Below are 21,751 nucleotides of genomic sequence, written 5' to 3' on the forward strand. Positions count from 1 at the left end.
TCTATCTCCTTGCAAATACGCCGAGCGTTTTTATCAAGGTCTATTGCATGAGAAGCTCTAATCCTGACTGGCTTAGTTTTAGGGGAAGCTTACAATAAGAAAACGGTTTCCTCTATTTTTACGTCTGGAAGTTTTGTCGTAAGTAAATCAACGGTATCGAATAACCATTTGGGAGCTCTTGGCATATTGTTATTTATTTTAGTTATGCAAATAACTGAAGAATTGATAAGTCGAGAAAGTATGCAATAGAGGTAAGTATTGGACTAAACGTGGTTTTTGTTCTTGAATGTCAAAGCAGTCATTCCGGCAACTTTAGAGAACAATCTCGAAAAATACGGGTAATCATTATAGCCCAATTCGTTTGCAATTTCTTTTACGGATTTTTCGGTATAGTACAGCAGGCGCTTGGCTTCTAAGACAACCCGCTGTTGAATGTGATACGAAACGGCAAAACCAGTTACTGTTTTTACACATTCATTAAGGTAGGCTACTGAGATGTTTAATTTTTGAGCATAATCGGAAGGGCGTTTCCAAACTTTGAATTGTACTTCCAACAGTTTTAGAAAGTCATAGTGTATGCGTTCAAATCTGGAAAGCTGTTCTTGTGACTGCAACGTTTTTAGGTAAAAAGAAAGATATAGGCCGATGAGGGCATTGCAAGCATTCTTTAATGAATGGAAATAGAATTTATCCTCCTTTTTATCATGAAGATTAGCACACAATAAGAAAGCCTGCCTTAAAATATTCATTTCATCAGCTCTTAGGTGCAGGGGATGTGGCATAATAATTCCCTGGACATGTTTATAGAGGTTCTTATCAATTAGTTCTTGGTCGATTCCCAATAAGAACATTTCTATTTCATCGACATTCAGTATTCTATGCACCTGATTGGGAGACTGATACAAAACGGACGGATGTTTTATTTGGTATTGTTTAAAATCCAGTTCCACAAGAGATATTCCTTTTAAATGCAATCCCAAAACATGGCTGTTATGCCGATGTGCTTGACCCAATTCAACATTTTCATTAAATGGTTCCGAGATTATTTTGGTTACAAATATTCCGGAATTCTCCTCCATATTAAAAGAATGTGTGGGAATGTTACTTATGGGAGCTTCCATTTTATTGACAGGAGTTATTTGTTGTTATTATAACTTGAATATGGGGAATGGCTGTGGTTAGGTAGCGAAAAGCATTGTCCATTTCGGACAATTCTCCTGTTCGTTTATATACAATATGATGTGAAATATGAACCCTATCAACGCTGTACCCAATGTATTGGTTACTGTATTTTAAGAATGATGTTTGCATATTTTATCTGACTTGCAAATTTGAATCTTAAAAATACCATTCGGTATGTTTTTTGAGAAAAATTATTTCAAACTATCTAAATAGATTTTAAGTTGTTTTAAATAAGAGACATACACTTTTTTGCTGTTCTCTAATTTTCCCAAATTCCGAATGCCCCAATAGCCCGACATAACAAAGATGGTTACCTGTTTCGCATTTACGTCCTTACGGATCGTGCCGCTTTTCTTGCCTCTTTCGATGGTAGCGGTTATTGCTTTTGTCCATTCCTGAGTTAATTCATTCAAAGCCTTATTAAATTCCGAATTCCACGGGGTCATTTCTTGCGTAAAATTGGATGCGGGACAACCGTATTCCACTTTCAGAAAATCATTTTTCATTAAAAGATTGTCCATTAGGTTATAAATTGCATCTAATGGATTCTCTTCAGTTTGAAGCGGCTCAATAAAACTATTTGTAAGTGTCGGCTTTAGGATTTCGTTGATGATGGCAAGTCCCATTTCGTCTTTGGTTTTGAAATGGTAGTAAAAAGCCCCTTTGGTAACTTTTGTCGTGGCGATAATGTCGTCAATGCTTGTCGTCTGATAACCTTTAACATAAATCAGTTCAAACGCTTTTTGTAGAATTGTCAGCCGTGTTGCTTCCGCTTTTTTCATAAAAAGATACTGTTTAGTATTTTTGCAAATGAACGAAAAATTGTTGGACTGTTAGCGGTAATTCTGCGAATTGTCGTCCTGTCGTTCACAAAGTCCGTAAGACACCTATACTAACATGATTACACACATATCACAGATATTGATAAGAAGAAGACCCCAAGTTCTATGGATTTTTATAATTCTAAGGAAAACACTATATGAGATTACTCTAATCTAAACTTACCTACCTTAATATAAGTTAAAAAACAAGTCGCTTTTGTCCGAAATATGTCCGAAAATAGAAAAAGCCACTGATTATCAGTGACTTTTGTCGCCCTGCCTGTACAATTTTCGAACTTATTTTTAATGGATTTAAGACGGCTTGCAAACATAGCTATTTGATAGCCAATTGTTTGTAGGCCGTTTTGTATTATGCATACTTAATTGTGAACCTGAAAAACGAGTGTATGAAAAAATTAATATGTGCAGAGGCAAAGCAGATTGATCTGGTAGAATATCTGGCCTCATTGGGTCACCACCCCCAAAAGGTGAGGAACCAGGACTACTGGTACTTATCCCCGCTCCGGGAGGAAAAAACGCCTTCCTTTAAGGTTAACCGGCGGCTGAACGTGTGGTACGATCACGGAATGGGGAAAGGCGGCGATCTGGTAGACTTCGGAACCCTTTATTTTAATTGTACTGTTGCCGACCTGCTGCAACGTTTATCGCAGCAACCTGCCCCGGCTCTTTCTTTTCACCCGCACCCTGTCCCCGGCAACCCACCCAAGGCCCCGGCTTCTTTTGCTGGTGAAAAAAAAGATACCCCCGACAGCAAAATTGTTGTTTTGGACACCCGCCCCCTTGCGGAACAACCCCTACTGGACTACCTGCAAAAAAGAAGTATCCCGCTGGAAATTGCCAACCGTTTTTGCCGGGAAGTGGATTTTCTTTTATACGGGAAGAAGCATACCGTTATAGGTTTCCCGAACAATGCCGGGGGGTACGAGCTGCGTAGCGAAAACTTTAAAGGTAGCAGCGTCCCGAAAGACGTAACATTTATAGACAATCGAACAGAACAGATCGCCGTCTTTGAAGGCTTCTTTAGCTTCCTGTCTTTTCAAACCATCAACAGAAATCAACAGGCCCCATTGACAAATTGTCTTATCCTCAATTCGCTGTCTTTCTTTGAAAAATGCCGCCCGCTGATGGAGCAATACAGGCATGTTCATTTGATTTTGGACAGGGATAATGCCGGTATGAATCGTACCCGGCAGGCGCTTGAATGGGACGGGAACAAGTATATAGACCGTAGCGATTTTTACCACGGTCACAAGGATTTAAACGACTGGCTTATTCACCATCACTACAGCCAAAGAGAGAGCCAGAGGATAGGAAGGCGGCTTTGACGTTCGGGTAGCCAGCTATGTTTTGGTAAAACCAAAACGGCTGGCTCACCTCATGCTACCGCATTCGGTGAGGAATTTTTTTCATGCTATCGCATTCAAAAAATAAAGAGGAGGTTGATATGGAGCAACAGAATGCACAAATTAAGAAAAAGGGGGGCCGCCCCAAAAAAGACGTAAAGAAAGATCAATTGCTGGCCTTAAAATGCAGCCTTTACGAAAGGCGAGTTATTGAAGCAAGGGCCAAAAGCGCTAACCTTTCCGTGTCGGAATACCTATGCGAGATAGGGCAGACCGGAAAAATTGACAGGCGGGGAAAAGCATTGCCTAAAGAAGTTTTAGAGCTAACCGGCACGCTCAACCATGTAGCCGCAAACCTTAACCAGATCGCCAGAAAGAGAAACAGCCATGAAGAACTAAGCCCGCTTGAACGGGCTAATCTGAAAGTACAATCCGGAGATTTAAAAGCACTAGCATCACAAATTAAAAGCTATTTCCAATGATCGGCTATATAGGTACAGGAAGTTCTTTTTTTGAGTGTATCCGTTATTGCCTGCAAGACAAAAAGGAACTATCCGAAGAACAAAAGCTGCAACTTTCCCTTAAAGACAACCTGCAGCACAAGAATCGGGCAGAAATATTGGACTACAATAAATGTTTCGGGAATTTAAAAGAACTGTCCAGCCAGCTTATTGACGTTGCCAAATTAAGCAAGCGGGTAGAAAAGCCGGTATTTCATTTTTCCTTACGGCTGGCCCCCGGTGAAACGCTTACAAAAAATCAGTTTATAGAAATTGGCCGGGAATGCGCTAAAGAATTTGGTGTAGCGGATAACCAATATATCTGCATCCTGCATAAAGATACCCAAGAGCAGCATATCCACATTGTTGCAAACCGGGTAGGCTTTAACGGTAAAGTGGCCAGCGACAGCAATAGTTATAAAAGAATGGCTGCCCTTTGCCGGAGGTTGGAAAAACAGTATAAGCTGCAAGAGGTATTAAGTCCCCGTGCCTTTTTATCTGCCAAAGAACGGTTATTGCCCCGGCAGGATATGCGGAAGGAACGGCTGAAAACAGATATTCGGGAAACTTTGGGGCAGGTACACAATTATCACGCGTTTGAACAGAAAATGCAGGCGTTGGGGTATAAGGTCATAAAAGGCCGGGGCATTTCTTTTATTGATGATAAGAAGGTGAAAATAAAAGGCAGCGAAGTTGGATTTTCACTGGCAAAGATAGAGCAGATCCTCGGCGTAAAACAAAAGCTGGAAGTGGCAAAAGCCAAACAAGAAATTTATGAAACGGCCGTCCGGCAGAAAAGGATAACGCAGCATTCCTTTACTCCTGCTCAAAAATTACTCCGGCAGACAAGGAAAACGGCGCTGATGGAACGTTCCCCATTTGTTCCGGTAATCCGGGAATTAGGAAACCTCTTACAGCAGCTTTTAAAACCAGAATATACTTCTAACTACCTGCCTTATGAATTAACAGAGGAAGGCATCAAGCGCCGGAAGAAAAAGGAACAGGCCCAACGTCTTAGTCATTAATCCTAAAAATTAACTTATTATGGATACAGTCCAAAAAAATGAAAATATAGAAAAGGCCAGTTTAGAACTGGTGCTGGAAGAATTTACAGGGGAACAGAAGTTACACACCCAATCTGTTAATGACCTGGTTGAAGCTGTCAACAGCCTTTCCAGTAAGTTCACCCAATTTGAGGAAAAACTGGAAAAACCAAAGGAAGTAACGGTTTCAACAGATACCAAGCCTATACAGGAAATTGTAAAGAAAGGCATTATAGACATGAAATTGACGGTAGCTGCACAGCCTAAAAATGTGATACGCAAATTTCAGGTTTTGCTATTTCCTGAACAGGATGCTAAACTGTTTTACAAGGTCGTATTTAGCCGCTGGTTCCTCATGTTAGTAATAATGTTATTTCTTACAAACCTGTATAAATTCAGCATTCATTGGAGCGATAGCCAGCAGGAAGTAAAGCTGCAAAAATTGGAAAATGACAGGATAAAAAAGGCATGGCACTACCTCTATCAACAACAAGGGAAAGGGGTAAAACGCCTAATGGACAGTGCTTATATCAAAGTCGGTAACCTTGAGCCGCAATAAGCCGAAAGCCACCTGAAAACGGTGGCTTTCCTGTATTTCCAGTATTTTTTGAAATCTGTTATTACTTTTTCTTTTCACCAACCTGTTTTTTCAGGTCCTCAATTTCGGCATCCTTTTCTTTCAACAGCCGCTCGTATAGCTCTACAACCTTATCGACCGGATTAAAAGTCGGCTGATAGTTATATTGATAATTTGCGGAATGATTCAAAGTTGAGCCGTCATAATTATTTTGAATATTGACAATAGCCGTCTCTTCATCGAAATTCTTTATAGCCTCTACTGGAACCTTCAAGACTTTGGCTACCCGATCTAAGATTGCTGGTTCAATGGTTTCCTTTGCTTCCAATAATGAAATTTTACTTTGTGTCCAATCTTCCCCCAATTCAGCAGCTAAGGCTTCCTGCTTAATTCCCAGCATTTCCCGGAAACGCTTAACATTCCTGCCTTCATGTATCTTTTTGGGCATATCCGTATTTATCATGGTGCAAAAGTAGTTTTTTTGTCCAACCGTAATATACAGAATTTGAATAAAATATTACTAAAATATCCGGAGCATTCAATATGATATATCCGTATCAAATTGAATATTAGGCTGTTACATAGTTGCTTTGAGTAATCAAACTTTACCACATGGCAACTGTAAAACATATCAGATCACAGGGGGGCGCACTGCTGCGCAATGCGTCCGCCCCCCTTACCATCCATTTAGAGGATGAACCCTATATATTGAGCGAAGATGCTCTGAAACGGCAGACAGATGAACGCGTGCAACGAAAAAAGGAATGGTTTTACCCAAAGCTAAAGTTTATTTCTATGGAAGATACCAACTTAAAGTTAAGGCTTACTTTCAGGGAAATATCTTACATAATGACAGTAGGGATTGAGCCAGACAAGCTGCATGTTTCCTGTAGCTGCGGCAGCCAGGTTGAAACGCTTTGCCTGCATACCTACAGAGCCCTTGGGCAATTAATCGGCTACCGCAGTACAGATTACTTTAAACAATATCGTCCCAATGGTTTAATGGAAATAGCGGCCAGACACAGGAAATACTTTGACAGAAAGGCAACAGACCGAGGCATTGAGGTAAAACCTAAAGCCAGTTTAGGCAGCGTCTATCATTTGGCCGATAAAATGGAAGGCTTGCAATTCGCGGATATTCTGGAATTGCCACCGTCCGCGCCTGAAAGGAAGAAGGCAAAAGACACAGCGTTAACTTACATTATAATAGATGCCTTCCGGAACAAGTACCTTACATTCCTGCTCCCCTGTTTGGGAATGCTGAATAAGGCAGAAACAGAGGTTAAAGGCTTTCACCACTTCATTAGCGGTACAGAACGGGAATACGATCAATTTCTAACGGATGAACAAAAAACCCTGAACCGGCTTTGTTATGAAATGTGGCAACAGGTTGAAACGCAGTCTGGCTCCCTTATAGAAGGCGAACCGGAGCAGGAATGCGAACCGGCTGGCGTTTTTAGTCTGTGGGAAAAAGCAATGCCCCTTTTACTGCAACAGGAATTTATTTACAGGTATGGTTTGTATAATAAGCGGGAACTGAAAGAAAAGCCGCAAAGGGCAAGGATTGAACGTGTACAGTTATCAAAAGACCGGCCCCGCCTGCACTTCCAACTTTTGGACAAAGGAGCCTTTTATCAGCTATACATGAAGGTGGCCGTAAGGGATAGGAATATCCATAAATGCGATACTGAAACCACCTTTTTCATTTCAGAAGGCACAAAACTGTACCTGCTGCCGTCATTGAGAGATGCAGGTATTGCAGAATGGATACGTAAATCCGGGGGACATATTACTGTTTTCAAAGAACACTTTGGCGATTTTGAGCAGGAATACTTAGATCAGCTTCGGGAATGTTACCCGGTCACTACCGTTAAAGCCTATAAATAGGGCACTCCCGGTTTTTGTAAACTCAAAACCTCATGTCATGAACATCAGCGGCCACAATCACAGAATAGAATATACCACCAATGTATTTCTTAATGCGGGTGCAGATACCGCAGAGGTAAGGGACTGGAAAGAGAAGCTAATTTCCATAGCAGAACAGATACCTGTCCAGACAGATACCTTAAAGCCTCTTATACAATTTTTAGTAGCCACCATATCTCCGGCTAAAATATATATGCTGCGTCATAATGGTACGGCAGCAACAGGCGGCTTTATTGACCTGCTAATTGTTATTTCCGGCAAAAACAATGTTCCGTTTACTGAAATTGAACCCATACTTGAAATAGCCTACCTGAAAGATCAGCGGGTTTCCTGTTCCTTGCACAGTGAGGGGAACATAATAGAAGGTTTGCGTAACGGGCATATATTCTATTCCCTTAACTGCATACCTGAAAACCTTGTCTATGATGATAAGACAACCGTGTATCCATCAACAACACCCGACGCCATGCGGGAAATGATACAGCGCGTCAGGGAGCAGTTTATGTTTAACTTTAAGAAAGCTGTTGCCTTCAACGAAAGTGCTGCATTCCTGCATGAAAACAACCCTTCCCATATTATCGGCTTCTTGCTGCACCAAGCGGTAGAACTTACTTACCGAGGAATTTTACAAAGCCTGAACGGATACGATAAAAGGACGCATGAAATCCGGTCTTTGAAAAAGCATGTACGCCGCTGCACTCCGCAATTGAACAATATTTTCACGGATGATACAGACGAGGAAAAGCGCCTGCTGGATATACTGGAAAATGCCTATTTAAAAGCCCGGTATGATAATCAGTATAACATACCGGACGATGATCTGTCTAAACTTTTTGACAAAGTGATCCGGTTACAGGAAGCCGCTAAGAAAATCGTGGAAGAAAAGACCTCCTGAAACAAATAAATCTACTTGGCCTACTTTCCCTGTATGGGCCGACCACCTCACATGTATAACTTTATTTTAAACTACTATAACCAGATAACTCAATTAATCTTCCAACATCACGAATAACTATCTTTCTCCCATAGGTATCAAGTATACCCGCAATTTTAAACTCTTTTAAAAAACGGATCACATTTTCCTCGCCGGTCCCAACCATATTGGCCAAATCATTGCGGGAAATATTTATTGCTATTTCATTTCCTGGTTTTGTTTCATCTTTAAATTTCTCACGTAATACAATTAATGAAATAGCTACTCTTTCGCGAACAGATTTTTTCGCAAGTATTGAAATAGTATTTGTTAAAACCGTGAATTCATGACTTAAAATTTTGAGCAACCTTTGAGGAAGAACAGTAGAATTCTCTAATACCTCCAAAAAATCCTCTTTTGGTATTAACTCTATTATGCTGTCCTCTAAAGTAGCGGCGGAATCCGGGTATCTTTCATCAGTAATTACGGCATGATATCCAATTAACTCTCCTGAATTAGCTACATAAAAGATCTGCTCTTTCCCATCCCGGTCAACCTGATATTTTTTTACTTTACCCTGTTTTACAAAAAAAATACCTTGTGGTACTGTTCCCTCCCTAAATAACATTTCACCCTTTTTATATTTCTGCTCTATCATATGCAAACAAAGATGTTCATACTCTTCAACAGGGAGATTTTGCAAAATGGATTGTGATTTAAAGTTCCATTTATCTATAGGAAATCGACCAGCTAAACTCATATTAGATTTTAAATCAATAAATTAATGAAGCTGACTTTTATCAGTTTTCCAGTTGAAAATTTGCAGTTCGATGAATGATCTACAAAGGTACCTTTGCAACATGAAAGAAACAACTATTTCTCGCCCGATGATGCATTATACCGTTGAGCACGAATGGATTGATTATAATGGAACAGTTGGTTTTGTGGGCATTTCTGCATTCAAGTTAAAAGGGATAAAGAAAATTGATAATATTAAATGGTACAGGTATAAAGGAGCCATTGAAAAGGGCACTTTAATAGCAGAACTTCATTCTGAGGACTATATTATCCCCATACATGCTCCTGTTAACTGTAAATTCTTAGGGTCTAACCAAAAACTGAATGGCAATTTAAACCTGATCCTTGAGAGCCCTCAGGATAGAGGGTGGGTATTTTTTATCACTCCATTAAAATTTTCTGGCCAGGAGCCTCTTCTTTCCCGGGAAGATTATCAAAAACATATTCGCCTTAAAAAAGTTGATTGAATTTAATTATGGAAAATAATACTCTATTAAAGCCAACCTGCTATATGACCGATGCTGCTTTTGACTGGTTGTATCCAGAAAGGATACAACTATTGTCAAGGCGGCATTGGACGCCATTAGGAGTAGCTAAAAAGGCTGCCCAATTCCTGGCAGATGTACCAGGAAAAAAAATATTGGATATAGGGAGTGGTGTTGGAAAGTTTTGCCTTATCGGTGCCCATTTCTTTCCGGAAGCCTTTTTTTTCGGTGTAGAACAACGTCGGGAATTATATCACTACTCACTTGCAGCCAGAGAGGCTACACAAACCGGCAATGCCGATTTTATAAATGCGAACTTTACGCAAGTAGACCTGTCCGAATATGATAGCTTTTATTTTTATAACGCTTTTTTTGAAAACCTGGATGGGAAAGATCGCATAGATCAACAGATTGAATACTCTACCAGCCTGTACGTATATTATTCCCGTTATCTGTTCAAAGCCTTGGAAAATAAACCAAGCGGTACCCGGTTAGTGACTTTTCATAGCCTGGAAGATGAAGTACCACCCAGCTATCAGGTTGTAGATGCTTCTATTGATCTGCTTTTAAAAATGTGGATAAAAAGATGAGGAAAGTAAGATTTATTACACCTACTGTTTTATTTATAGTTATTATTTTTACTCTTCTGATCTCATTTTCCTGTCATCAGCCAGCAGCACCTGACCATCGTATTTCATCATCAAATGTATTGGCACTTTTGCAGGAGGGAAATAAACGGTTCCACAGCCATCAAATGCAGCATCCTCATACAAACAAACAGTGGATGTCAACAGTCTCCAGAGAACAACATCCTGAAGCAATCATTGTTTGCTGTTCAGATTCAAGGGTTTGCCCAGAATTGGTTTTTGACCAGGGGTTGGGCGATCTTTTTGTTATTCGCTCTGCTGGTAACATTATTAGCCCGGTGGAGTTAGGTAGTATAGAATATGGAGTAGAACATCTGGGTGTACATCTTATTATAATAATGGGTCATGAGCGATGCGGGGCCATAGAAGCTTTTGCTAATGGAGAGTTACCACATGGATACATTAAAACTTTAATTGATACACTTAAAAATGAATCTGAAATCAAACAGATTCATGATAAGTCTCATTTTATAGAAAATTGTGTGAAAGCTAATGTTCTTCACATGATGCATTTGGTAGAAGCAGATGCGGAATTACAAAAAAAGATTGAAAGGAAGGAAGTGAATATAGCCGGTGCGGTATATAATATGGATAATGGAAAAGTCGAGTTCCTTCAATAAAAGAGTTTGTTATGACAACTGATGAATATGTCTTGTTGATAATACAACAAATTAAAGTAGTGAAAAATTGCAATCAGGTAGAAATGATCATTGTTCAATCAGTGCAAAATATGGTAGAGAAAAAGAAGAATGGATTTATTATTCAACGTTATTTGACAAAACTGCAAAGTGTCTTAGAGGATTTATCTCCACTCAATTGCAAGAGTGACCAATGGAGTTTGTATCGTTGCGCTTTGATTTATGTGCGTGAACTTTTAACCGTAAAACATGCCGAAAATTAGTAACCGGGATACTGAAAGACCTGGCTTAATTGCCAGCATTCTACGTAACAAATGTCCGCGCTGTAGAAAAGGTTATTTATTTAGAAATAACAATCCTTATCATCTAAAAAGAGTTTTTGACATGCATTCGCATTGTCCGGTTTGCACGCAAGAAACTGAGTTGGAACCAGGCTTCTGGTACGGAACAGGATATGTTAGCTATGTTATGTGTGTTGCTTTCTCGGTCTTTAACTTAGCCTGGTATTGGCTGATTTTTGGTATATCATGGAGAGACAATAGTGTATTTCATTGGTTGATCATCAATGGGGCCCTATTGGTACTGGCTATGCCAGCTCTCATGCGTTGGTCACGTACGTTATACCTTAATTTTTTTGTGACGTATGACCCTGAACCAATCGAATAAAAGCAAAATAGTATTAAATAAATATATGTTCATTCCTAAACTATTCCATACCCTAAAAGGATATACTAAAGATCAGTTTGCAAAGGATTTGCAAGCCGGTCTTATTGTTGGTATCGTTGCATTACCTTTAGCCATTGCATTTGCTATTGCCTCTGGAGTTTCACCTGAAAAAGGATTATTTACCGCAGTAATAGCTGGATTTATTATTTCGGCATTAGGGGGTAGTCGTGTGCAGATAGGCGGGCCTACAGGAGCTTTTATAGTAATAGTCTACGGCATTGTACAGCAATACGGCGTAAACGGTCTTATCATTGCCACTTTTATTGCTGGAATCATTCTGATCATAATGGGGATAGCGCGGTTAGGCTCTGTAATAAAGTTTATTCCACACCCATTGATAGTAGGATTTACCAGCGGAATAGCGCTGATCATTTTTTCCTCTCAAATAAAGGATTTCTTAGGATTGAAGATGGGAGCAGTACCCTCTGATTTTCTTGAAAAATGGATAGCATACACGCAGTATATTTCTTCTATTAATGTATATGCATTTGCTTTAGCAGCATTCACCGTGATAGTAATTTTTTTGTGGCCTAAAGTAACTCATAAAATACCAGGATCGCTCATCGCTATCATTTTATCAACCTTAGTTGTTCAGCTATTTCATCTGCCTGTTGAAACTATAGGAAGTAGGTTTGGTAGTATTCCTACTTCCTTACCTTCTCCCACCATACCACATTTAGATTTTAGCACTATTAAACAGCTTATCCAACCTGCTTTTACTATTGCATTATTAGGTGGTATTGAATCTTTACTTTCTGCTGTGGTAGCAGATGGGATGATTGGTGGTAAACACAAAAGTAACATGGAGCTGGTAGCGCAGGGAACGGCGAACATATTTTCTTCCATATTTGGCGGTATTCCTGCTACCGGAGCTATCGCAAGAACCGCTACCAACATAAAAAACGGGGGCCGTACTCCTGTTGCCGGTATAATACATGCGGCAACATTACTGCTGATTATGCTTTTTATAGGCAAATTGGCCGCATTAATACCTATGGCAGTTTTAGCAGGAATTCTTGTTGTTGTAGCCTATAATATGAGTGAATGGGAAAATTTTGTGGCGATACTGAAAGGCCCTAAAAGTGATACTGCGGTGTTAATTACTACTTTTTTACTTACGGTGCTTATCGATCTTACTGTTGCCATTGAAATTGGGATGATATTAGCCTCTTTCCTTTTCATGCGAAAAATGACACAATTTAGCAATGTTAGTGTTATTACTAAACAATTCAATGGCGATAAAAGCAAAACTGATCCACTATCAGTTTCTAATTTTTTTGTACCCAATGATGTAGAAGTTTTTGAAATTACTGGTCCCTTGTTTTTTGGTGCAGCCTATAAATTCAAGGAAGCAAGCAAAATAATAGAGAAAGCTCCCAAAGTTTTAATTATCCGTATGCGGGAGGTGCCGATCATAGATGCGACAGGCATTCATACATTAAAGGAGGTACATAAGGAATTAAAGCATCGTGGCACCAAACTAATTTTATCTGAAGTTCAAAGCAGCCAGGTTTTGGAAGAATTAAAGAAGGCACGGCTATTATTTGCAATAGGGAAAGCCAATGTATTAGCAACATTTAAAGAGGCATTGCTAAGAAGTGAAAGCATCTTAACTGATATACCAAATAAACAGGATTTCATGTACTTAAAATATAAATAATACTTCATGGATATTTTTGATAAATTACTCAAACATATGGGCCCTATTGGAGAACATGCCGCAAGGGCACACGGGTATTTTGCTTTCCCAAAGTTGGAAGGAGAAATAGGGCCGCGTATGAGTTTTAGGGGGAAAGAAAAGATTATATGGAGTCTCAATAACTATTTAGGATTAGCTAACCACCCGGAAGTAAGAGCAACAGATACTGAAGCGGCAACTAAATTCGGATTGGCGTCACCGATGGGTGCCCGTATGATGAGCGGCAATTCCGATCATCATGAACAATTAGAAAAAGAATTGTCAGAATTTGTAAACAAAGAGGATACAATATTACTGAACTATGGCTACCAGGGGATTTCAAGCGCTATTGATGCTATTTGCAGCCGCCGTGACATTATAGTATATGACGCCGAGTGTCACGCCTCTATCATAGACGGATTGCGATTGCACCCAGGTTACCGCTATGTGTTCAAGCATAATGACATTGCAGACTGTGAGAAGCAACTAACCAGGGCGCAGGAAATGGCTAAAAGTCAAGGCGGTGGTATTTTATTAATTACCGAAGGGGTTTTCGGTATGGCCGGTGATCAAGGTAAGCTCCGGCTAATTACAGACTTAAAAGACAGATATAAGTTCCGTCTGCTGGTAGATGATGCGCATGGTTTTGGAACAATGGGAAAAAATGGAGCCGGGACAGGGGAAGAACAAGGGATACAAGACAAAATAGATCTGTACTTTTCAACTTTCGCCAAATCTATGGCCTCAATAGGCGCTTTTATAAGTGGTGATAAAGCTATTATTAACTTTTTGCGGTATAACATGCGCTCTCAGATATTTGCTAAATCACTACCTCTCCCCCTGGTGATCGGCAACCTCAAACGTCTGGAATTATTACGCACCCAACCGGCATTGAAACATAAATTATGGGAAAATGTAAAAAAACTTCAGCATGGATTAAAAGAAAACGGATTCGATATCGGTTCGACCAATTCACCGGTAACCCCTATATATTTACAAGGAGATATACCGGAAGCTACGGCTATGTGCCTGGACTTGCGGGAAAACTATAACATTTTTTGTTCTATTGTGGTATATCCTGTAATACCTAAAGGACAGATTATTTACAGACTAATCCCGACAGCAGTTCATACAGATGAGGACATTAACCTTACTTTAGAAGCATTTAAGCAAACAAAACAAAAACTGGATGAAAAAATGTATAAAGTTGCAGAAATTCCCTTTGTGTAAAACGTAAAGGGTGAATGAAGCAAAACCACCTAAACCTACAATTCATATGTTGCCTAACTTTGATGATATGCTACTACTTACCCTCATTCCTTAGTTGATTCAGCCATTTATCTATTTCTGTCATTACCTGGACCACATCTTTGTCCGGGTAATGTTTTTGCATATACTCAGCAAATCGGGCCTTTGTCTTTATATCTTCCCACTCCATAACCGTAAGGCTTAACATCGGCCATTTCTTTGTCTGCTGCATAAATCCATATAGCGGCAGATAGGGCGGGGCATAGTAAAAAGAATTTTCTACCAACTCATCATATAAAGGTTTATTGAAAGCTCGTTTCATATCCCGCACCACATTGTAAACAATACGGAACGTGCTACCTTCTCTTACAGTAACAGCCAGGTCAGGCATTCCCTTATCCTGAAAGAAAATATACATGTAATCAATAAAGCCTTCCTCTGTTATGTCGCAAAGGTCTTTGCTGTAAAAGGCATATTCTTTTTTAAAGAGGTCTAAAGAGAAATCTTGCAGGTTTTTATCAATGATAAAATCAATTACCTCATTTTCCTTTTTAATAATATCCTCAATAGAAGGCCCCCCGGTTAACCCCGCTACAGACAAAAAATATCGGGGCTTTGAAAACAGTTCAAAGTAATAGCTTTTGAAGAAGATCGTTTTCCTGTCAAATGTTACCTGTACATATAACGGGTGGGTGAGCTTTCCATGAAAATACACTTGTTTAAGCCGGTCATTGAAGTACGTTTTATAGCTAACTTTGTATGTTTTAGTCATTTTTAACCTCTTTTAGACGCTTTCATACTAAAAATGTTTATACAGTAGTAAAGTGTGCTACAAATTATATAAAAACACATCAAATAGCGTCAATTTGGGTAAAGTTCGGTAAAATCAGGAATAATTTCAAAAAAAGTTTTGGTAAAACGCAAAATATCAAAACTAATTACTTATATTAGCTTTTGAAAAGTGTTCCCTTGCACGAGGGGTATTGTGAACTTGATAAATGCGGAGGTGCAAATGGAAAAAATTAAACCAGAGAAAGCAGCGGAAATGCTGCAAAAGAAAGGCATCGCAGTAACTGTTGAGCAGGCGGCAGCCGTCCTTGAATTTATGCGTAAATTGGCTAACATTATTGTTGCTCATCATTTGGAAAAACTGCGTAACCGATGAACGTAAGCAAATGTATTATTTGATAACCCAAGTTTTAGGAAAATGAAAATAGCTGATTTGTATATCCGGGTAAGTACCGATGAACAGGCGGACAAAGGCTATTCCCAAAGGAGCCAGGAAGAACTATTGCGCAAATATTGCGACATCAACAAAATTTCCATCCGTAAGGTGATTTTTGAAGATCATTCGGCCAAGACCTTTAACCGGCCGGAATGGAAGAAGTACCTGCTGGAATTAAAGCGACATAGAGGACAGACAGATTTGGTGCTGTTTCTCAAATGGGACAGGTTTAGCCGCAATGCAGGGGATGCTTACCAGATGATCAATACGCTGCGAAAATTAGGGGTAGAGCCGCAAGCTATTGAACAGCCGCTAGACTTGTCTATTCCCGAAAATAAAATGATGCTGGCCTTCTATTTAGCGGCTCCCGAAGTAGAGAATGACCGCAGGGCATTAAATGTTATTCATGGTATGCGAAGGGCAAGAAAAGAAGGGCGTTATATGGGTTTAGCGCCTTACGGTTATGTGAACAAGACAGATGAGGCCGGCAGAAAGTATATTGCTCCCAAAGAACCGCAAGCAAGCATTATACGTTGGGCTTACGAGCAGATTGCGGAAGGGGTATTTAATACCGAACAGATTTACAAAATGTCTAAGGGAAAGGGGTACAAAGGGAGCAAAGGTCTTTTCTGGTTTATCATCCGTAATCCTGTTTATTGCGGGAAAATATTTATTGCCAAGTACAAGGATGAAGAAGCCCGATTTGTGAAAGGGCTGCATGAGCCTATTATATCGGAAGAACTATTTTACCGGGCGCAGGACGTTTTGGACGGCAGAAAAAGAGCGCCGTACCGTCTCAAAATCATTACCAATAACGAATTGCCGTTGCGTGGTTTTCTGATCTGCCCAAAATGCGGCAAACTGTTAACCGGCAGTAAGTCCAAAGGGCATACCAGATATTACAGCTATTATCATTGTACAACCGGGTGTACTTGCCGATTCAGGGCGGACAATGTAAACAGTTTATTTACTTGTGAAATAAAGAAATACGTGCCTCGCGCGGAAATGGCCGATCTTTATAGGGTCACCCTTATCGAAGCATGGCATGACCAAACCGACCATTTACAGAGCGACCAGAGACAGTTACAATACCAAATAAAGGAACTAGAAGGGAAGTTGTCTTACATACGGGAATTGCTTTCTTCAAAGCAAATTGAGCCTTCTGACTTCCGGGAAATGAAAACCGAGTATAGCACAAAATTGGAGAAGTTGGAAGCCAAACTAAGCGCCTACGACTATGACCAAGTGAACATAACCGACCTGTTAGGCAGGGGGCTGAATAATCTTTTAAAACTGGATTATGTGTATGAAAGCGGCGAGATAGACAGAAAACGTGAGATCATTAGTTCGATGTACCCGGAAAAATTAGGTTTTGACGGTTTTACATTTCGAACTTCCCGCATCAATGAAGCGGTGCGCATAATATACGCGCTGGATAAGGCTTTGGGCGAAAATAAAACAGGACAAAATGGTAAAATTTCCACTTTGTCCTGTCAAGTCGGGGTGGCAGGATTCGAACCTACGACCTCCACATCCCAAATGTGGCGCGATACCGGGCTACGCTACACCCCGAACTCTTTCCGGTGCGCAATCTGAGCGTGTGTATCTCTGATTGCGGAGTGCAAAGGTAGCGATAAGTTTGTGAGAAAACCAAATTGGACTTTACATTTTTTAAAAAAAGTTTGTGCGGAGGGGTTTACGGGTGTGGAATTACAGGCTAGCCTGGGGCTATTTGCCTTGACTGGCAAGGGTTTCAGGCGATCAGTTTTGCATACAGCGGAATGGTAATTCCAGTTGAAGTTTGGGTTTGAAAGGGTCCGCCATGGATTTACGGCGTTGAAAGTAAACGGGGATGGCGGGCGGAAGGCTGCCTGCCAGCGGAGGGATTGTAATAAATTGTTTTATTACAGCGGCAGTATCAATATACGATGGCTGCATTTGGTCACTAACCTTGCCGGCTATACGATTTCTCTATAGAGATACGGCCCCGTACTAACAAAATTGTACGCAACTCACAATCGGCTGTAACACATACCAGCACTGCGTTCAGGCAATAATTTTGTACCTGGTATTTATCAGTTTCAAAATTATATTCAACATGGACTTATATCTTAAAAACAAAACGGCCGTAGTAACAGGCGCCAGTCAGGGCCTGGGAAGGAGTATCGTTAAAACGCTGGCAGCGGAAGGCGTAAAAGTATTAGCCACCGCCAGGAATGCCTCCTTGCTGGCGGAGTTGCAATCTGAGATTGCAGCGGAAGGAGGCGTAGTACCGGAGGTGTTCCTGCAGGACTTCACTGCGCCCGGCGGCCCGGCGGCCATAGCAGCGGCGGCGTTGCAGGCTTTTGGACATGTGGACATCCTTATTAACAATGCCGGGGCGAGCCGCCCGCTGGCGCCCATTGCGCCTGAGGAAGAATGGGAGGCAGCGTTTACGCTCGACTTCCATCATCACCGGCAACTGACGCAGGCTTTGTTACCACAATTCCTGGAACGCAGGCAGGGCGTTGTGCTTAATTTATGCAGCACTTATGAGTTGAGAAGCATCAATGGTTCTGCGGTGGCCAAGGCGGCGATTGTATCCTGGTCCAAAGCCCTGGCGGGTGAACTGGCATCGCAGGGCATCCGGGTGAACTGTTTGCAACCGGGTATCATTGACTCTGCACAGATAAGGAGAATATTTCCCGGTGAGGAGAGAAGGAAATTTGCAGAAAGGGAAATTCCCATGGGGGATTTTGGCGAACCGGAAGACATTGCGAATATGGCGGCATTCCTGGTATCGCCGAGAGCGAAGTATGTAACGGGTACTGTAGCGGTAGTGGACGGGGGTATGCGGCGATATGCGTTTTAGCCGGTATCACCGGATTTAAGAGGCGGGCAACGTATTACGCCTGTGTTCCAACTGCAGGTCCTGCATTGCCGGACTTAAAATAAAAAAGCCTTACAGTTTGCACTGTAAGGCTTTCGTCGTTCTGAGTCGGGGTGGCAGGATTCGAACCTACGACCTCCACATCCCAAATGTGGCGCGATACCGGGCTACGCTACACCCCGAAAGAATCCCGACTGGATTCGCGGTGAGGGAGGGATTCGAACCCTCGGTACAGTTTAACCCGTACGACGGTTTAGCAAACCGTTCCTTTCGGCCACTCAGGCACCTCACCGTGTACCTTCTATTAACGCCTCTCGCGTTAGTTCCTTGAAGGGGTTGCAAAAATAGGAATTATTTTAAATTCACAAAAAACATTTACAGTTTTTTCAAAGTTTTTTTCCAAAATTCTTCCGGGGCGGTATGGCGAGGCTTATCAAATCCTTTCGCAGTCTGCGTTTCAGGGCCTAAAGGGGCAGCCAGGCCTACACGAAAATTTTTTGCAACGGCAGTTGGATAGGGTGCAAAAGCGAGTAAAAACGTGACGTTGTGGAGAAGGTTGGATTAGATCTCTCCCCCTAAAAAACAACAGGATATTTTGATAAAAGCGCGACGGTGGGATAGCCTGCGGCCTTTTCCGGGCGGGACTTCCCTAAAAGAAACATGCCTCCGTTTAAAACGGAGGCATGCAACAAATAGGTTACAGGGGGTAATTACATTGCTGCCAACTGCACTTTCTGCTGCAACTCGATAACGCTGTCGCGGAAGTTGTTGTCAGTATCCATTAAGTCTTTTACTGTCTGGCAGGAGTGAATAACTGTGGTATGATCACGGCCGCCAAAATGTTCACCGATAGTTTTCAGGGAGTTCTTTGTAAATGATTTGGCCAGGTACATGGTAATCTGGCGGGCCTGCACGATTTCGCGTTTACGCGTTTTTTGCAGGAGTTTATCGTAAGGGACATCAAAATATTCGCATACCATCTTCTGGATACTCTCGATGGTAATTTCTTTTGATGAGGTTTTTACGAAAGATTTCAGTACGCGTTTGGCCAGTTCCAGGTCAATTTCTTTGCGGTTAAGGGAGGACTGTGCCAGCAGGGAGATCAGCGCTCCTTCCAGCTCGCGGACGTTGGTTTGGATGTTATAGGCCACGTACTTCACTACTTCCTTTGGCATTTCCAGGCCGTCGTTGCGCATTTTCATTTCCAGGATTTCCATCCTGGTTTCGAAGTCAGGAATCTGGATATCGGCGCTGAGGCCCCAGCGGAAGCGGCTGAGCAGGCGTTCCTGCACACCGTCCAGGTCCTTCGGGGCTTTATCCGAAGTAAGGATCAGCTGTTTGCCGGATTGGTGCAGGTGGTTGAAGATGGCGAAGAATGCATCCTGTGTTTTCTCTGCGCGGGCAAAGAACTGGATATCATCCACGATCAGTACGTCGATCAACTGATAGAAGTGAATGAAATCATTTATGATGTTGTTCTTGGAGTGATCAATGAACTGGTTGATGAACTTTTCCGCGCTGACGTACAATACGGCCTTGTTGGGATGAATCCTCTTCACCTCATTGCCAATAGCCTGCGCCAGGTGGGTTTTCCCCAGGCCTACGCCACCGTATATCACCAGCGGGTTGAAGGAAGTTCCACCCGGTTTTTCAGCCACTGTTTTACCGGCGCGGCGGGCCACGCGATTACAGTCGCCTTCTATATAGGTATCGAACGTATAGTTGGGATTCAGCTGTGAATCTATCTGTACACGTTTAATGCCGGGGATCACGAACGGGTTTTTGACCGGGTTCTGGATCGTCAATGGAAAATCAACTTCATTGTCTTTCTGGGGCTTTGTAAACTGCGTCGGCATGTTTACAGTTCTTGGGTTTTGGTGTGGCGTACCGTTCTCTACTACAATGCGGTATTCCAACCGGGCTTCTTTACCTAATTCTCTCTTGATGGTTTTTCCTAACAATCCCACGTAATGCTCCTCTAGGTATTCGTAAAAGAATTGGCTGGGGACCTGGATGGTTAAAACATTGTTTTCAAGTTTAATCGGTTTAATTGGCTCAAACCATGTCTTAAAAGGCTGCCACTCAACAATATCCCTAATTATATTAAGACACCTTTCCCAAACTTGTTCGCAAGTTTTATTCATTGAGATAAAAAAAATTAGTTTGTTTCTTAATTTAATGAAAGCAATTCACGTCTTAAGGATGTTCTCGAATTCGCTATTCCTCAACGCAGGATGTCGAAAAATGTTCGGACAGGATGACGAATATCTGTAGAAAATGTTGAAAAAAAAAATTTATCTACCCTTGTTTATATTATCCTGAATACAGTGTGAAAACACCCTGTGTCCGCCCGCTGCTATTGCTTTACAGCATTGACATTCCTCATTTTTTTTGCATTCCAAACCGGCCTGATTTGCAACCGCTTTCTGAAAGCATTGCCTCTTTTATCATAAATAGTATCGCATTCATGATAAAATACTATCGTAGAATTTTTCTCTTTATTTTTTTCCGGAGATCAATTCCGCAGATATTCACAATTTTTTCAGCGAGGGTGCAAAACTATGTTAGTATCTCCATTAAAAAAAATGTGTTTAGGGCTAGTTTATAAGGAACTAATTTTTTATATACCCGCGCGCTTGTAATCAATAAAAATTATTTGCACGCACTTTGGCGAATACCTATCTTTGGAACTTCTGAATTTAAATTATTTTTCTATGAGTTTTGAAATTACCGGAAAGCTGGTCGTGAAGTATAATACAGTGCAACGAAGCGAAACTTTTAAAACAAGAGAGTTCGTTATCGAGAAATCTGACGATATCAACGGCCGCGTAATCAATAACTACATTAAGTTCCAGGCTGTGCAAGACCGCACTGGTATTGTTGACCGGTTCAACGAAGGTGAAAATGTTAAAGTTTATTTCAATATCAAAGGTACCCGTTGGGAGAAAGATGGCAAAGTAAACTACATTACCAACCTCGATGCGTGGCGTATGGAATCAGTTATGGCTGCCCCTGCTCCGGGAGCGGACCCAATGCCTAACTACAACACTCCGCAAATGCCTGCCGGCGGTGGAGACAGCAGCGACGATCTGCCGTTCTAATTCAATTTTT

Annotated in this window: 21 protein-coding genes, 3 tRNA genes and 1 pseudogene; 16 read left to right on the forward strand and 9 right to left on the reverse strand. The window is 41.3% G+C overall.

Going from position 1 to position 21,751, the window contains the following annotated elements:
* Window positions 1–263 precede the first annotated feature (263 nt).
* A complete protein-coding gene (locus BOC67_RS19745) occupies window positions 264–1,121 on the reverse strand; it encodes a helix-turn-helix transcriptional regulator (RefSeq protein WP_291912696.1) in 858 nt (285 codons plus the stop codon).
* Window positions 1,122–1,373: 252 nt separating this feature from the next.
* Window positions 1,374–1,964 (reverse strand): TetR/AcrR family transcriptional regulator, encoded by a 591-nt coding sequence (locus BOC67_RS19750; RefSeq protein WP_291912698.1) that lies wholly within the window; start codon window positions 1,962–1,964, stop codon window positions 1,374–1,376.
* 446 nt (window positions 1,965–2,410) lie between these two features.
* Here BOC67_RS19750 and BOC67_RS19755 point away from each other — a divergent pair, with 446 nt between their 5' ends.
* The 4 genes from BOC67_RS19755 to BOC67_RS19770 all read left to right on the forward strand — a co-directional run bounded on the left by BOC67_RS19755 (window position 2,411) and on the right by BOC67_RS19770 (window position 5,469).
* Window positions 2,411–3,349 carry a toprim domain-containing protein gene (locus BOC67_RS19755; RefSeq protein WP_291912700.1) on the forward strand — a complete coding sequence of 313 codons (939 nt, stop codon included), beginning with the start codon at window positions 2,411–2,413 and terminating at the stop codon, window positions 3,347–3,349.
* Window positions 3,350–3,468: 119 nt separating this feature from the next.
* Complete coding sequence (locus BOC67_RS19760) at window positions 3,469–3,849, forward strand: mobilization protein (protein WP_291912701.1); 381 nt, start codon at window positions 3,469–3,471, stop codon at window positions 3,847–3,849.
* Window positions 3,846–4,892: a relaxase/mobilization nuclease domain-containing protein gene (locus tag BOC67_RS19765; RefSeq protein ID WP_291912703.1), complete on the forward strand. Its 1,047-nt coding sequence runs from the start codon at window positions 3,846–3,848 to the stop codon at window positions 4,890–4,892. The genes BOC67_RS19760 and BOC67_RS19765 overlap by 4 nt, the downstream gene beginning before the upstream one ends.
* A 19-nt stretch (window positions 4,893–4,911) precedes the next feature.
* Entirely contained in the window at window positions 4,912–5,469 is a 558-nt protein-coding gene (locus BOC67_RS19770; RefSeq protein WP_291912706.1) for a hypothetical protein, read from the forward strand.
* Between the two features lie 61 nt (window positions 5,470–5,530).
* Here BOC67_RS19770 and BOC67_RS19775 read toward each other — a convergent pair whose 3' ends face one another.
* On the reverse strand, window positions 5,531–5,950 hold the full coding sequence (locus BOC67_RS19775) for a helix-turn-helix transcriptional regulator (protein WP_291912709.1): 420 nt from the start codon (window positions 5,948–5,950) through the stop codon (window positions 5,531–5,533).
* A gap of 149 nt (window positions 5,951–6,099) precedes the next feature.
* On the opposite strand from BOC67_RS19775, the gene BOC67_RS19780 reads away from it, so the two are divergent.
* Together BOC67_RS19780 and BOC67_RS19785 are read left to right on the forward strand one after the other, a co-directional pair.
* Window positions 6,100–7,374, forward strand: a complete 1,275-nt coding sequence (locus BOC67_RS19780; protein ID WP_291912712.1) for a hypothetical protein — start codon at window positions 6,100–6,102, stop codon at window positions 7,372–7,374.
* Window positions 7,375–7,411: 37 nt separating this feature from the next.
* Window positions 7,412–8,308: a HEPN domain-containing protein gene (locus tag BOC67_RS19785; RefSeq protein WP_291912714.1), complete on the forward strand. Its 897-nt coding sequence runs from the start codon at window positions 7,412–7,414 to the stop codon at window positions 8,306–8,308.
* 61 nt (window positions 8,309–8,369) lie between these two features.
* Here the strand turns inward: BOC67_RS19785 and BOC67_RS19790 are convergent, their stop codons facing one another.
* Window positions 8,370–9,086 carry a Crp/Fnr family transcriptional regulator gene (locus BOC67_RS19790; RefSeq protein WP_291912715.1) on the reverse strand — a complete coding sequence of 239 codons (717 nt, stop codon included), beginning with the start codon at window positions 9,084–9,086 and terminating at the stop codon, window positions 8,370–8,372.
* A gap of 100 nt (window positions 9,087–9,186) precedes the next feature.
* Here BOC67_RS19790 and BOC67_RS19795 point away from each other — a divergent pair, with 100 nt between their 5' ends.
* From BOC67_RS19795 to BOC67_RS19820, 6 genes are all read left to right on the forward strand, one after another.
* The gene (locus BOC67_RS19795; protein WP_291912716.1) at window positions 9,187–9,591 is read left to right on the forward strand and encodes a hypothetical protein; all 405 of its coding nucleotides are present in this window, start codon (window positions 9,187–9,189) and stop codon (window positions 9,589–9,591) included.
* 8 nt (window positions 9,592–9,599) lie between these two features.
* Entirely contained in the window at window positions 9,600–10,199 is a 600-nt protein-coding gene (locus BOC67_RS19800; RefSeq protein ID WP_291912717.1) for a class I SAM-dependent methyltransferase, read from the forward strand.
* Window positions 10,196–10,876, forward strand: coding sequence for a carbonic anhydrase (locus BOC67_RS19805; RefSeq protein ID WP_291912718.1), 681 nt, complete (start codon window positions 10,196–10,198; stop codon window positions 10,874–10,876). Before BOC67_RS19800 ends, BOC67_RS19805 begins: the two co-directional genes overlap by 4 nt.
* 11 nt (window positions 10,877–10,887) lie before the next feature.
* The gene (locus BOC67_RS19810; RefSeq protein ID WP_291912719.1) at window positions 10,888–11,157 is read left to right on the forward strand and encodes a hypothetical protein; all 270 of its coding nucleotides are present in this window, start codon (window positions 10,888–10,890) and stop codon (window positions 11,155–11,157) included.
* 380 nt (window positions 11,158–11,537) lie between these two features.
* Window positions 11,538–13,280, forward strand: a complete 1,743-nt coding sequence (locus BOC67_RS19815) for a SulP family inorganic anion transporter (protein WP_291912721.1) — start codon at window positions 11,538–11,540, stop codon at window positions 13,278–13,280.
* 6 nt (window positions 13,281–13,286) lie between these two features.
* A complete protein-coding gene (locus tag BOC67_RS19820; protein WP_291912722.1) occupies window positions 13,287–14,528 on the forward strand; it encodes an aminotransferase class I/II-fold pyridoxal phosphate-dependent enzyme in 1,242 nt (413 codons plus the stop codon).
* Between the two features lie 73 nt (window positions 14,529–14,601).
* Here the strand turns inward: BOC67_RS19820 and BOC67_RS19825 are convergent, their stop codons facing one another.
* Window positions 14,602–15,318, reverse strand: a complete 717-nt coding sequence (locus BOC67_RS19825) for a hypothetical protein (RefSeq protein WP_291912723.1) — start codon at window positions 15,316–15,318, stop codon at window positions 14,602–14,604.
* A gap of 240 nt (window positions 15,319–15,558) precedes the next feature.
* On the opposite strand from BOC67_RS19825, the gene BOC67_RS19830 reads away from it, so the two are divergent.
* Together BOC67_RS19830 and BOC67_RS25405 are read left to right on the forward strand one after the other, a co-directional pair.
* Window positions 15,559–15,711 carry a hypothetical protein gene (locus BOC67_RS19830; RefSeq protein WP_291912725.1) on the forward strand — a complete coding sequence of 51 codons (153 nt, stop codon included), beginning with the start codon at window positions 15,559–15,561 and terminating at the stop codon, window positions 15,709–15,711.
* Between the two features lie 42 nt (window positions 15,712–15,753).
* Window positions 15,754–16,536, forward strand: a pseudogene (locus BOC67_RS25405) (recombinase family protein); the annotation flags it as partial.
* 733 nt (window positions 16,537–17,269) lie between these two features.
* Here BOC67_RS25405 and BOC67_RS19835 read toward each other — a convergent pair.
* Window positions 17,270–17,343, reverse strand: a tRNA-Pro gene (locus BOC67_RS19835).
* 526 nt (window positions 17,344–17,869) lie between these two features.
* On the opposite strand from BOC67_RS19835, the gene BOC67_RS19840 reads away from it, so the two are divergent.
* Window positions 17,870–18,622: an SDR family NAD(P)-dependent oxidoreductase gene (locus tag BOC67_RS19840; protein ID WP_291912726.1), complete on the forward strand. Its 753-nt coding sequence runs from the start codon at window positions 17,870–17,872 to the stop codon at window positions 18,620–18,622.
* Window positions 18,623–18,748: 126 nt separating this feature from the next.
* Here the strand turns inward: BOC67_RS19840 and BOC67_RS19845 are convergent.
* From BOC67_RS19845 to dnaA, 3 genes are all read right to left on the reverse strand, one after another.
* Window positions 18,749–18,822: transfer RNA gene (locus BOC67_RS19845), tRNA-Pro, on the reverse strand.
* Window positions 18,823–18,843: 21 nt separating this feature from the next.
* Window positions 18,844–18,932 (reverse strand) — tRNA-Ser (locus tag BOC67_RS19850).
* 418 nt (window positions 18,933–19,350) lie between these two features.
* Window positions 19,351–20,784 carry a chromosomal replication initiator protein DnaA gene (gene dnaA / locus BOC67_RS19855; RefSeq protein ID WP_291912728.1) on the reverse strand — a complete coding sequence of 478 codons (1,434 nt, stop codon included), beginning with the start codon at window positions 20,782–20,784 and terminating at the stop codon, window positions 19,351–19,353.
* 570 nt (window positions 20,785–21,354) lie between these two features.
* On the opposite strand from dnaA, the gene BOC67_RS19860 reads away from it, so the two are divergent.
* Entirely contained in the window at window positions 21,355–21,741 is a 387-nt protein-coding gene (locus BOC67_RS19860; protein ID WP_073078182.1) for a DUF3127 domain-containing protein, read from the forward strand.
* The last annotated feature ends 10 nt before the right edge of the window (window positions 21,742–21,751 follow it).

The organism is Chitinophaga sp. CB10 (genome assembly GCA_001870995.2).
In the GTDB taxonomy this organism is placed as follows: Bacteria; Bacteroidota; Bacteroidia; order Chitinophagales; family Chitinophagaceae; genus Chitinophaga.

Excerpts from the sequence above, each read along its gene's own strand:
- BOC67_RS19745 (WP_291912696.1), bottom strand. The coding sequence starts at position 1,121 with ATGGAAGCTCCCATAAGTAACATTCCCACACATTCTTTTAATATGGAG.
- BOC67_RS19750 (WP_291912698.1), bottom strand. The coding sequence starts at position 1,964 with ATGAAAAAAGCGGAAGCAACACGGCTGACAATTCTACAAAAAGCGTTT.
- BOC67_RS19755 (WP_291912700.1), top strand. The coding sequence starts at position 2,411 with ATGAAAAAATTAATATGTGCAGAGGCAAAGCAGATTGATCTGGTAGAA.
- BOC67_RS19760 (WP_291912701.1), top strand. The coding sequence starts at position 3,469 with ATGGAGCAACAGAATGCACAAATTAAGAAAAAGGGGGGCCGCCCCAAA.
- BOC67_RS19765 (WP_291912703.1), top strand. The coding sequence starts at position 3,846 with ATGATCGGCTATATAGGTACAGGAAGTTCTTTTTTTGAGTGTATCCGT.
- BOC67_RS19770 (WP_291912706.1), top strand. The coding sequence starts at position 4,912 with ATGGATACAGTCCAAAAAAATGAAAATATAGAAAAGGCCAGTTTAGAA.
- BOC67_RS19775 (WP_291912709.1), bottom strand. The coding sequence starts at position 5,950 with ATGATAAATACGGATATGCCCAAAAAGATACATGAAGGCAGGAATGTT.
- BOC67_RS19780 (WP_291912712.1), top strand. The coding sequence starts at position 6,100 with ATGGCAACTGTAAAACATATCAGATCACAGGGGGGCGCACTGCTGCGC.
- BOC67_RS19785 (WP_291912714.1), top strand. The coding sequence starts at position 7,412 with ATGAACATCAGCGGCCACAATCACAGAATAGAATATACCACCAATGTA.
- BOC67_RS19790 (WP_291912715.1), bottom strand. The coding sequence starts at position 9,086 with ATGAGTTTAGCTGGTCGATTTCCTATAGATAAATGGAACTTTAAATCA.
- BOC67_RS19795 (WP_291912716.1), top strand. The coding sequence starts at position 9,187 with ATGAAAGAAACAACTATTTCTCGCCCGATGATGCATTATACCGTTGAG.
- BOC67_RS19800 (WP_291912717.1), top strand. The coding sequence starts at position 9,600 with ATGGAAAATAATACTCTATTAAAGCCAACCTGCTATATGACCGATGCT.
- BOC67_RS19805 (WP_291912718.1), top strand. The coding sequence starts at position 10,196 with ATGAGGAAAGTAAGATTTATTACACCTACTGTTTTATTTATAGTTATT.
- BOC67_RS19810 (WP_291912719.1), top strand. The coding sequence starts at position 10,888 with ATGACAACTGATGAATATGTCTTGTTGATAATACAACAAATTAAAGTA.
- BOC67_RS19815 (WP_291912721.1), top strand. The coding sequence starts at position 11,538 with ATGACCCTGAACCAATCGAATAAAAGCAAAATAGTATTAAATAAATAT.
- BOC67_RS19820 (WP_291912722.1), top strand. The coding sequence starts at position 13,287 with ATGGATATTTTTGATAAATTACTCAAACATATGGGCCCTATTGGAGAA.
- BOC67_RS19825 (WP_291912723.1), bottom strand. The coding sequence starts at position 15,318 with ATGACTAAAACATACAAAGTTAGCTATAAAACGTACTTCAATGACCGG.
- BOC67_RS19830 (WP_291912725.1), top strand. The coding sequence starts at position 15,559 with ATGGAAAAAATTAAACCAGAGAAAGCAGCGGAAATGCTGCAAAAGAAA.
- BOC67_RS19840 (WP_291912726.1), top strand. The coding sequence starts at position 17,870 with ATGGACTTATATCTTAAAAACAAAACGGCCGTAGTAACAGGCGCCAGT.
- dnaA (WP_291912728.1), bottom strand. The coding sequence starts at position 20,784 with ATGAATAAAACTTGCGAACAAGTTTGGGAAAGGTGTCTTAATATAATT.
- BOC67_RS19860 (WP_073078182.1), top strand. The coding sequence starts at position 21,355 with ATGAGTTTTGAAATTACCGGAAAGCTGGTCGTGAAGTATAATACAGTG.